Genomic DNA, 10,880 nt, shown 5'->3' with positions numbered 1-10,880 from the left:
CAGTCCAGTCAGTGGCTTTGTGCATTTGCTCAGTGGGCTGATTGCTTACTGCCATCAGCCCAAGAAGCCCACTCTTGACCTAGCGACACTAGGCATTGAACTCCCTGCTTAACCCGAATTCACGTTATCTAAGGTGTAGCTGGCGATTTGGTTCGGGCCCAGGCGCAACGGTTGTTTGCGGTGTTTGCTCACCACGGCGCGGCTGCCGGGCCGAATGCCCGCTGCGGCCAACTCAGCAGGGATCCGACCCGTTTCCACCCAAGCCCGCTCCCAGGTCAGGGGCTGGTTGTCCTGCAAATTCCGCTGGGGGGACTCGTGGGACACATGGCGCGATCCAAAACTGAGTACGCCGGTGATGGTTTGGCGATCGCCCAACAGATCGATCGCCCCTTCGCCATAGACCCAAGGGAAAGCCCCGCCCAGCTTGCGCAACTGCACCCGCCCATCGGACTCAACACCTTTGACAATCGCGCCGATCTCATCCTTGTGGGCCGTGATGGCGATCGGCTTGGCGGTGCGATCGCGCCCGGGAATCACAAAAATCAAATTACCGGCCTCGTCTTGATTCCAGGTCAACCCCAGAGCCTGGGCACGAGCGATTAACCAGCGATCGACCTCCTGTTCGGCCCCGCTGGGCGAATGACACATCACTAGGGCGCTGATGGTTGCAAAAAGTTCGTCATACATGGCGAGATCACGGGTCTGGGATGGTGGTGGAACTGGGTGGCAGGGTCTCGATCGCGATCAACAATCCAAGAATCCAAATCATTTCTTACAAGGTTTGATTGAATACAAGGTTTGATTGAACAAAACTTGCCTTGATCAAAACTTGACTTACATCACTTTCTTGACTTGCAGAACCTTAATGATTGACTTGCAGAATTTTAACGATCGCCCTCCGTAGCCCGGCGCGCCTGTTCCCAAGCAATCCAAGCCGCTCGGTGAATATCCAGCCAAGAAATGGCTCGATCGCGTGCCAAAGCGGCCACATCCTCAAACTCTGGGTGAACATTTTGAACAATTTTGCGGGTTTCATCTTGCCAAGCCACCTTCACCCGAACGGGGCCATAGTCCGTGTCCACCACTTCCAAATGACGCGGCAAAACACGGCGCTGTTGAAACGATCGACGAATCCCGATCGTGGTGGTTTCTTGAAACAACACATCCTCACAGACGGTGAATCGATCCAGGGGCGTAATCACCGTGATGGCCACGCCGGCCCGCGATTTCTTCATGGTCACGGGCTGCACAAAGGCATCCAAGGCCCCCACCTGTAACAACCGCTCGATCGCATAGGCGATCGCCTGGGGGCTGCAATCATCAATTTGGGTTTCCAACACCGCCACCGTTTCCAGGTCAGGATCGTAGGGACTAGCTAGGCTCTCCGGCCCTGGCAAAGCTGGGCCGAATTGACTCGATAAACACTGCTCTGATGTCAATGGCAGCGGCTGGGCGGCCTGGGGAGACCTCTCGGGGCGATCTCCTGGAGCCGGAGACTGCGGGCCCCGATCGCTCCGAGACAGGGGCAGGGGCACAATCGGCGGGGGCAAAGGGGCCGATCGCGCCAACGGAGCCGACAAACCGGCGGGCGCTGCCAATTCTCCCAACCACAGCCGCATAATGTTGGGCAACGGGAGCGATCGCTGGCCCGCGCCCAACCCCACCCGCTGAAGGGTCATGGCCGGCGGCGACCCGAACCCCTGGGCCAGTCCCACGGCGATCGCGGCTCCCGTGGGGGTCACCAATTCCCGATCGATTCCGTTGGCATAAACCGGCACTTGTCCCATTTCAAACAGCTTCAACACCGCCGGAACCGGCACGGGCAATCGCCCATGGGCTGCCCAAACCGTGCCGCCGCCTGTGGGCAAAGCGGAACAGAAAACCCGCTCAACTCCCAGCCAATCCAGCCCCAAACAGGTTCCCACCACGTCCACGATCGCATCGATCGCCCCCACCTCGTGGAACTGCACCTGTTCTGGCGCAATGCCATGAACAGCCCCTTCCGCTTGGGCCAACTGCCAAAAGATCGATCGACTCCATTGCACCACCCGATCGGGTAGCGACGAATTCAGAAGCATGGCCTCAATGTCTGGCCAACGGCGGCTGTGGTGATGGGTGGGATGGTTGTGGGGATCGTGGTGGGGATGATGGTGATCGGGGCTATGGTCATGATCATCGTGTTCGTGCCCGTGATGCCCGTGCCCGTGATGCTCATGCCCACGATAGTCATGCTTGTGATGCTCATGTCCGTGATCTCCCCGAGCCTCAGGTGAGCGGGCGGATTGTTCAGTCCCTTCCCCCGGTTCATCCATGGGATTTTCCACTTGAAAGGAACCACCGGGCGATCGCCACTCCACGATCGCTTTCAAGGCTCGCTGGCCGTTGTGGTGCATGGTTTGGCTGCTGAGGCGATATTCCTCGGCAATTCCCAGGCGATCGAGCTGCGATCGCACATAATCCAAGGGCACACCCACATCCAGCAGCGCCCCCAAGCACATATCCCCCGCCAGCCCCGTTGGGCAATCAAAATAGGCCACCTTCATTTGTTTTGCCCTCCGCCCAAGTCTGAAAAATCTATCCCGCCATCTTGTTGGCCAGCGCTTTGGCAATTCGTTCGGGAACCGGTCGATCGTTGGTCTTGATGATCTGTTGATTGAGATCTTGAGATCTTTGATGCAATTTTGATGAAATCTTGAGATTTGTTGGTTGGTTAATCGTTCAAGAACTGAGCGTGCTCGTGAATTTTGTGTGCCTGCGAATGCACTGATTATGAATCAGCGTTGATCTGACCGTGCAGCCGCATCAGTGCCGCATCAGTGCCGCATCAGTTCGATCGATGGGCCCCTTGGTTGTGTTGGGGTCAGTCCATGGGGGTTCATCATAGGTTTCTTCCGGCTCCTGGTGATTGAGGGTTAATCAACAGTGAACTCAATGCATCTAGAAAATTGCCACATTACGCCCCGTATAAATACTGAGTTAAAAATGCACCAGTGTTTTCAAAAAATGTCTAAATTGTCTGAATTTCGGTCGATTTTGAGAGTGAGATTGCTGATCCCGATTCAGTGATGATTGATGCACCGTCTGGCCCAACAATGAGCCACAATAAACAACAGGTCATGCTGCGGCGTGACTAGCCCCGATCGCCCCCAATCCTGACCGATGAGCGGGCGATCGACCCGCAGACTTCTCGTAATCTAAATCCCGAAGTCTTCTCATGCCCTTTCCCAGGGTGGTTTCCCCAGGGTGACTTCCCCAGCGTGACTTCCCCAGCGTGAAGATCACCAGGGCGATTTCCCCAGGGCGGATCAATCACACCATCGCATTCTCTCAACGCCACTTCGGCCCAGTTGACCTCAACCACCCAACTGGCTCAACGCACTCAAGGACATCGACGAGGAAACGACCATGACGAACGCCTCCCGTCCCCCGGTTCCCCCGCCGCCGCCGCCACCACCGCCTCGGGTGGCCCCGCCGCCGCCGCCGCCGGTTGCTGGTCGTCCTCCGTCGCCTCCCCCGATCGGGAACAACGAGCAAACCCTCCCGATCAACATGGCCCCGCCGCGCGTGGCTCCCCCGCCGGCCCCCATGGCCCCGCCGCCCGCTGCCGCCAACACGGTCACCACCCCCGCGCCACCGTCCACCGTGGTGCAGTCAGGGCCTCCCAGCGCTCCGGTGGCGGCCCAAGTGGCCGCACCTCCTGCGAAGCGCAAGCCCTCTCCCGGTCAGCCGACGATGATTGACATCGTGAAGCGGGCAGACGAAGAAGGCTGCTCCGACATTCACTTGGGAGTGAACGAAGTGCCCCGCTTCCGGAAGCGCGGTGACATCGTGCCTCTGGACTATCCCACCACCGACCTCGACACCTTCATGAGTTGGTTGGGGGAAATCATGAGCGAAGAAGATATCGCCTTCTTCCAAGAAAACTTGGACTATGACGGAGCTGCCGATCTGGGTTTCGTGCGGATTCGGATTAGCTGCTTTGATTCGTTGGCGGGCCCGGCCATGGTGTTGCGGCTGATTGGGGCCACCATTTTGAGCATGGAGCAGCTTAATTTGCCGCCCGTGTTTCGGGATGTTTGTCACTACCACAAGGGCTTGATTTTGGTGACGGGGCCCACGGGTTCCGGGAAGTCCACCACCATGGCCGCCATGTTCGACTACATCAACAAGAACATGGCAAAGCACATCATCACGATCGAGGATCCGGTGGAGTTTGTGCATATCAGCCAAAAATCCCTGATCAAGCACCGGGAAGTGGGGCGGCACACGCGGCAATTTTTCAACGCCCTGAAGGGGGCCCTGCGCCAAGACCCGGACATCATGTTGGTGGGGGAAATTCGGGATGCGGAAACGATGAAAATTGCCCTGAAGGCGGCCTCAACGGGTCACTTAGTTTGTGGAACCCTGCACACCAACAGCGCCATCAAGACAATCGAGCGGGTGTTGGGGATGTTTCCCCCCAATGAGCACGCGGCCCTGCGGGTGAGTTTGGCCGAATCGTTGGTGGCGATCATTGCCCAAGGGTTGTGCAAAACCACCGACGGGAAACGAGCGGCCTACCACGACATCTTGATCGCCACGGATGCGATTAAGGAATACATCATCAAGGGCGAGATGGAGGAGATTAACCAGGTGATGCTGAAGTCAGAGTTTGACGGCATGATCACCATGAATAAGGCGCTGTTTAATCTCTACCAAGAGGGTCGCATCACGGAAGAAGTGGCGCTGGAAAACTCGCCCACTCCGAATGAAATGGCCCAATTCCTGCGCGGTCGGGTGTAGGTTGTGCGTTTGGGGGCAAGGGGCTTCAGCCCCTTGTCTCCGATGGTCTCCGATTCGGGCCTAGACGTTTTTCAGGGCTTCGGGTTGGTTTTGCAGCCACCGATCGACCCCGTGGCGTTGCAAGATGGTTTTAATTTCTTGGGCGATCGGGATGGGCTGTTCCACCATGCCCATATGTCCACAATCGGGAATTTCCCGCAGGTTTTCGCCCGACATGTCAAACAGTGGATGGAAGCTGGCCAAGTGGCGCACATAGCGCGGCTCCATCACAGAATCTTGGTTTCCGGCAATGAAGTAGGCCGGCTGGGTGAGCTGAGCCACCACCTGGGGCAAGCGATGAACTTCCGCTTCGGTGGTGGACTCCAACAGAGTCCAGAGGGCCGCTTCGGGATGGGCGGTCACAAAGTCGATCAGTCGCTGCCGACCCCATTGGCGGTCTACGGGGCGGGCCACGCTGTCGCGGCTGAAGACCCAATCGAGACCCGGAAAGGCCCGCAACCATTGGGGCCGAAATTGCACCAAGCGCTGGCCAACGGCCCGAAAGCGCTCAAATTCTTCTTTGAGATAAATGCCGCCACCGGAGTTGAGGCAAATGACCCCTTGAATCCGATCGGGAAATTTGTGAGCGCTCCACAGGGCGATCGCCCCGCCGAGGGAGTGACCCACAATCCAGGCGGTCTCAATTCCCAAATGCTCGAGCAGCCGATTTAAATCTTCGGCATAGGCTGCCGGGGCGTAGTTCTGGTAACGCTCGCGCGGCGTTGCAAATTGCTGGGGTTGGGTGGGTTGGGATGCCCCAAAACCGCGCAGGTCATAGGACAAACAGGGGATATGGGGCTGGAATTGGTCAATGAGGGGTTGCCAATAGTGGCGGCTGAGCAGCCAGCCATGGACAAAGACCAAAGCCCAGCGGGTGGGGCGATCGGGATCGAGCCGGTAACTGTGGGGAACGCCGCGAATGGTGATGGTTGCCATACTCCGATCCTATCAGGAACAGCCCGATCCCTGGATCGGTTTGGAAGCACAAGGGAAGCGGTTCCCCGACAAAAGACTTGAGAAGCTGAAATGCTTTGGTAGTGGTAGTTTTCAGGGTTTCAGCCTTCGATGGTTCCGGATTTTGGCTGCCCTGCCCGAAAGAGAAAAAGTCTCGATCGATCCCGATTGTCCCCAACTTGGCGAAACGGCAAATCGAGGCTAATCGCTCGATGCGCCCCTCGAAATTGGCTCCGAGCAGGGCGATCGATCACGATCCACCTCGATTCGCCTCGATCCACCGCGACCACGGCAATCAACGCAATAACAATCAACAAACCAGAATCAACAAACCAGCATCAACAAACCAGCATCAACAAACCAGCATCAACAAAACAGAATCAACAAAACAGCGACGGGTCATCAGCACTGGCCACTGGCAACCGGCAATTAACCATTGCAGAAGCCAATCATCGCCGTAACGCATTGGGGGAGTCATTCTCAGCAGTTCTGATCTGGTTTAGTTCTCTCAGAACTGTCGCCCCAAAACCACACTCCACCACACCCAATTCAGAATTACTGGATACCAGACTGAACTGGCTAAACGAACCGCAAACATGCTTTAGCTAATTCTGACTAACGCTGATTGGTGGAGGGTTGAAAATTCCGTTTTTGATGGAATCAAATTCTCGGAAATTGCATAACAAAATCCTAGAAAGAAAACGGAATCAACCCCCCAATTACAGGCTTCATCAAACGATCCTTAGCTCACAGGATTGGCGAACACATACCGCACAAAATCGCGGCGGCCGCTGCCCCGGTGCGAGTTCCGAGTGCGCCGCACCACAGTGGGTGCAGCCTCTACGGACAGTTCTTGATGATTGGTCATTTGGGTTTCGGAAACCAAGGGAGCCATTGCGCCCGCCGGCAGCGATGGCGCAACCGCTAGGCACAAACCGAGCAGCATCGAAGCAGAAGGGAACAGGCGCATAGGAAGAAATCCATCTCGAACGTTGCTGCTCCTTCCTTCTGAAAAAAATCAACGAAATCAGGAAAACGAATCAACATTTTTAGTAAGAATTTTGATGTCTTTCTCCGGAAGTAATTCCCTTTACAGTTCAGTGCCAATTCCTTAACTGGCCCCGAAATTTGGGTGATAATTAGCTAATTAGAATCTCTTCGTTCGGGGGGCCGGAAAACCGGATTTTGGGGAGAAATTGGGGTCAAAATTGCGATCGCCACGGCATCAGTGCTGGTTGAATGGAGAATTGACGAACACCAAGGAAGATTCGCCGTTGTCTGGATTGGCCAATTCACAAACCGACCTACGGGCAAACTCGCTGGTCAGCACGATCGAGGCAATTTTGTATCTCAAGGGACAGCCCCTCAGTTTGGCGGAGATTGCCGACTGTGCCGGTTGTGCGCGAGATCTGGCCCACGAGGCCTTGCTGGACTTGATGAACGACTATGCCCAGCGGGACACGGCGTTGGAGGTGGTGGAACTGCGCAAGGGCTGCTACACGTTGCAATTGCGCGATCGATTCCAGTCCCTGGTGGAGCGGCTGATTCCGGCGGACTTGGGAGTGGCGGCGTTGCGAACGTTGGCGGTCATTGCCCTCAAGGGGCCGCTGCCGATGGCGGATTTGGTCGATTTACGCGGCTCCGGAGCCTATCAACATGTCCAGGAGCTGGTGGAGCGAGATTTTGTGAAAAAACGGCGCTATGGGCGATCGTCCATGGTGCAGGTGAGCGAAAAGTTCCACCGCTACTTTCAGTTGGATGTGGAAAATCAGAATTCTGCCCAGTTGGAGTTGGCGCTCAATCAGTTGCGATCGAGCCTGCCGCCGGATGAGGATGCGGCCGAAGACCCGGAAGATCTAGAGAATCCAGAAGACCTCGATCGGGATTCGGTTGATCCAGATCTGGACTGAGAATCTGGGCTGGGAATTTTAGGGTAATGATTTTGAGGAAATTCTTGAGCCGATCGGGAGTGTGCATCCCTTGAAATATTTGTGGCATCAGTGGTTAGCCGCCGCCTCAGAGCGGCCAGACCTGCGGGCCCCGATCGCGGTGGTCTTGGGGGCCATTCCCGGCGCATTGGGGCGTTATTATCTGTCGCTGCTTTGTGCGCGGCTGTGGGGCATGAGTTGGCCGATCGGCACGTTTTTGGTGAATTTGTCTGGGGCGGTGTTGATGGGGCTGTTTGTGGGGTGGATGACGGATCGATCGCCCCTGTATCCCGAATTGCGGCTGTTGTTTGCCGTGGGATTTTTAGGTTCCTACACCACCTTTTCTAGCTACATCTTGGATGCGTCAAATCTGGCGCGATCGGGCGCTTGGGCCATGAGCTTGGCCTATGGCTTTGGCAGCTTTGCCCTCGGTTGGTTGGGTTTGGAATTGGGACGTTGGCTCATTGACCGTTGGCGCTAGGTGACTTGCCCAATGACTTGCTCAATGACTTGCCCAATGACTTGCCCAATGTTGCCAACCGGTTTGATGTGGCTCGTTAGATGCGTCGTAAAGAAAATTTTACAAATAATGAGCAAAAACTCTTCTGGTCTCCACCTTCTGAAAGCGGTGATTGCGTGGCGATCCATGGCAAATTCAGCCGTGAATTGCCCATGACGTTCCACCCATGATTCAGGTTGCGATTCAAGCTGCAATTCAGGCTGCGAAACCCAGATTTTCCCTAGGCGAATCTGCTTTGCAATCCCCATCGTGCTGAATGGCTGCGCTCATCACTGCCATCGGAAAAAGCCCTGGGGGATCGATCGGGATCGCCATCGTTTGGCGGGTGGTTGCAAATGGCAGCTTTGTAATTGTTTTGTTGCAACTCCTGGCATTCCGCAAGAGCAAGACTCCCATGGGTTGCTGTACTTGATCCCTAGATTTATGAACCTAGTTGAAATAACGTCAACTTCTGTTGACTTCCCTAGACGCTGACTCAGAACCGGTTTATCTTCAAATCAAGGTACGAAAGAAGCAAAAAACGCTTCTCTCCAAGGACAGTTCCCGGTGCGTGCCTCCTGCCGGAGACTGGCACGACTTCCTCTTCTGTGTTGCATCCGAAGCTTGTTGTTAAAGTAGCGTTTGCGCCATGCGGCGATCGAACCGGTAGCTGTTGATAAAACTAGCTCATTCGGGAGGTCATGAATCGTGAGGTTCGCACCACAGGCGCTGCTAACAAAGCAGTCTGAATCGACTGAAGTGATGCCCGATCGACTGAAGTTGTGTATCGTTGTCCACCCGATTGATTAGCTGTTGAGAGTAAAACCTGTTGAGTGATTCCTGTCTTCAAATAGCCAGCGAAAGCAAAAAGGTCTAGTCCGCGTCTGGGCTAGACCTTTTGAGTTTTGAATTTTGAAGCTTGAAGCTTGAGGTTTGAGTTTTTAGGTTTGAGTTTTTAGCGTTAAGTGCTTAGTTTTAAGTGTTTAAAGTGTTGAGCATTGAGCCGCTAAGCTTGGATTCCTGATTCAAGATTGGGAGCGATCGAGCCGTTTTGCAATCCAGCGGCCAATCCCGTTTAAAATTGCACCCGCCATCAGAATGCCCAAGGCCGGCTGCCATAGGGGTTGCCACAGGGAATACCACAGATCAAACCCGAAGGGCTTGTGGAGACTGCGACCAACCACGGCGATCGCCAGCCAAGCAAAGCTCAAAAACACCAAAAACAGATTGGCCATCAGCGCGCGATCGGCCCACAGCCAAAATTTAGTTTGCCAATTGGGGGAAGAAGGGGGAGCGGTCATCGGTCTTAGGTTCGCTGGTGCAGTTTTTGTGGTGATCCTGTGGCGCTAATTGCGTTAACTAGGAGTTGTATCATGCCCTATTTCCCAATCGCCCTTTCCCTTGCAAAACCCAACATTTAACCCCGCTGAGCAACTGACGGGTCAACCGACTGAGCAACCGGCTGGCCAACCGGCCGAGGCAACCGATCGCCCGATCGAGCCAGCCGCACCCCACCTGGAAACCCTGGCCATTCATGCGGGCCGCGCACCCGACCCCGCCACGGGAGCGATCGCCCCGCCGCTATATCTCACCAGCACCTTCGAGCGATCGGCCGATGGTTCCTATCCCCAAGGCTATCTCTACAGCCGGTTAGATCATCCCAACCGCCGATCGCTCGAAACCTGCTTGGCCGCCCTCGAAGGCGGCGCGGTGGCAGCGGCCTTCAGCTCCGGCGCAGCGGCCATGATGGCAGCGCTGCAAGCCCTCGGGCCCGGGCAGGTGGTGGCCCCGCGCGATCTCTATCGCGGCACGGCCCAATTGATGGAACAGGTGTTGCAGCCCTGGGGCTTAGCGGTGGTTTGGGTCGATGCCACGGATTTGGCACAGGTGGCCGCCGCCCTCACGCCCGAAACTCGCGCCGTTTGGGTGGAAACGCCTTCCAACCCGTTGCTGAAGCTGTCGGATATTCGGGCGATCGCCCAGTTAGCCCAAGCGGCCGGGGCCCTTTGCATTTGCGACAACACTTGGGCCACTCCCCTGTTGCAACGGCCCTTGGAATTGGGAGCCGATTGGGTTGTCCATTCCACCACCAAATATCTCGGGGGCCATAGCGACGTAACCGGCGGGGCGGTCATTGCCCGCGAACTGACCCCGGCCTTTGAGCGGGTGCAACAGGTGCAGCGGCTGGGCGGATCCGGATTAGCTCCCTTTGACTGCTGGCTGACCCTGCGCAGCGTGGCCACGTTGCCGGTGCGGATGGCGGCCCACTGCGCCAATGGGCGGCAGGTGGCGGCCTGGTTGCGATCGCACCCGGCGATCGAGGCGGTTCACTATCCCGGCTTGCCAGATCATCCCCAAGCGGCCTTGGCGCGATCGCAAATGAAAGACTTTGGGGGCATGGTGTCGGTGCAAGTGCGGGGTGATCGCCCTGAAGCCCTGGCCGTTGCCGCCGCCCTTCAGATTTTCACCCGGGGCACAAGTCTCGGCGGCGTGGAAAGTCTCATTGAGCACCGTGCCTCGATCGAGGGGCCCGGAACCACCACCCCAGAAAACCTGCTGCGTCTCTCGATCGGCCTTGAGCACCCAGACGATTTATTGGCCGATTTGGCGCAGGCCTTGGCAAAAGTGTACGGACTCGGGGCGCGATCGCACGTATACCCCCTTGGTTGATCCCCGAG

At 56.4% G+C, this 10,880-nt stretch carries 10 protein-coding genes and 1 pseudogene; 5 read left to right on the top strand and 6 right to left on the bottom strand.

The features are described 5' to 3' along the window. Positions 1-123 precede the first annotated feature (123 nt). Positions 124-687, bottom strand: a pseudogene (locus VPK24_RS07825) (M42 family peptidase); the annotation flags it as partial. A gap of 197 nt (positions 688-884) precedes the next feature. After that, on the bottom strand, positions 885-2,543 hold the full coding sequence (larC, locus tag VPK24_RS07820) for a nickel pincer cofactor biosynthesis protein LarC (protein ID WP_393011911.1): 1,659 nt from the start codon (positions 2,541-2,543) through the stop codon (positions 885-887). Positions 2,544-3,405: 862 nt separating this feature from the next. Between larC and VPK24_RS07815 the strand changes: the two genes are divergently transcribed. Continuing rightward, the gene (locus tag VPK24_RS07815; protein ID WP_393011909.1) at positions 3,406-4,782 is read left to right on the top strand and encodes a type IV pilus twitching motility protein PilT; all 1,377 of its coding nucleotides are present in this window, start codon (positions 3,406-3,408) and stop codon (positions 4,780-4,782) included. 60 nt (positions 4,783-4,842) lie between these two features. Here the strand turns inward: VPK24_RS07815 and VPK24_RS07810 are convergent, their stop codons facing one another. Then, positions 4,843-5,757 (bottom strand): alpha/beta fold hydrolase, encoded by a 915-nt coding sequence (locus VPK24_RS07810; RefSeq protein WP_393011907.1) that lies wholly within the window; start codon positions 5,755-5,757, stop codon positions 4,843-4,845. On the opposite strand from VPK24_RS07810, the gene VPK24_RS07805 reads away from it, so the two are divergent. Further along, positions 5,741-5,980 (top strand): hypothetical protein, encoded by a 240-nt coding sequence (locus tag VPK24_RS07805; RefSeq protein WP_393011905.1) that lies wholly within the window; start codon positions 5,741-5,743, stop codon positions 5,978-5,980. The two genes, VPK24_RS07810 and VPK24_RS07805, sit on opposite strands and share 17 nt — an antisense overlap. A gap of 537 nt (positions 5,981-6,517) precedes the next feature. Here the strand turns inward: VPK24_RS07805 and VPK24_RS07800 are convergent. Continuing rightward, the gene (locus VPK24_RS07800; RefSeq protein ID WP_393011903.1) at positions 6,518-6,721 is read right to left on the bottom strand and encodes a hypothetical protein; all 204 of its coding nucleotides are present in this window, start codon (positions 6,719-6,721) and stop codon (positions 6,518-6,520) included. 337 nt (positions 6,722-7,058) lie between these two features. On the opposite strand from VPK24_RS07800, the gene scpB reads away from it, so the two are divergent. Together scpB and crcB are read left to right on the top strand one after the other, a co-directional pair. Continuing rightward, entirely contained in the window at positions 7,059-7,685 is a 627-nt protein-coding gene (gene scpB, locus VPK24_RS07795) for an SMC-Scp complex subunit ScpB (protein ID WP_393011915.1), read from the top strand. 70 nt (positions 7,686-7,755) lie between these two features. Beyond that, on the top strand, positions 7,756-8,184 hold the full coding sequence (gene crcB / locus VPK24_RS07790) for a fluoride efflux transporter CrcB (protein WP_393011901.1): 429 nt from the start codon (positions 7,756-7,758) through the stop codon (positions 8,182-8,184). Here crcB and VPK24_RS07785 read toward each other — a convergent pair. Together VPK24_RS07785 and VPK24_RS07780 are read right to left on the bottom strand one after the other, a co-directional pair. Then, positions 8,181-8,471 carry a hypothetical protein gene (locus VPK24_RS07785; RefSeq protein WP_393011899.1) on the bottom strand — a complete coding sequence of 97 codons (291 nt, stop codon included), beginning with the start codon at positions 8,469-8,471 and terminating at the stop codon, positions 8,181-8,183. The two genes, crcB and VPK24_RS07785, sit on opposite strands and share 4 nt — an antisense overlap. A gap of 756 nt (positions 8,472-9,227) precedes the next feature. Next, positions 9,228-9,503, bottom strand: coding sequence for a hypothetical protein (locus tag VPK24_RS07780; protein WP_234407004.1), 276 nt, complete (start codon positions 9,501-9,503; stop codon positions 9,228-9,230). Positions 9,504-9,696: 193 nt separating this feature from the next. On the opposite strand from VPK24_RS07780, the gene VPK24_RS07775 reads away from it, so the two are divergent. Then, complete coding sequence (locus VPK24_RS07775) at positions 9,697-10,872, top strand: trans-sulfuration enzyme family protein (protein WP_393011913.1); 1,176 nt, start codon at positions 9,697-9,699, stop codon at positions 10,870-10,872. Positions 10,873-10,880 lie beyond the last annotated feature (8 nt).

This window comes from Limnothrix redekei LRLZ20PSL1, from assembly GCF_043235035.1.
Lineage (GTDB): Bacteria > Cyanobacteriota > Cyanobacteriia > CACIAM-69d > CACIAM-69d > CACIAM-69d.
The sequence above is the reverse complement of the archived record's forward strand: the minus strand, read 5'-3'. Positions and strand labels throughout refer to the sequence as shown.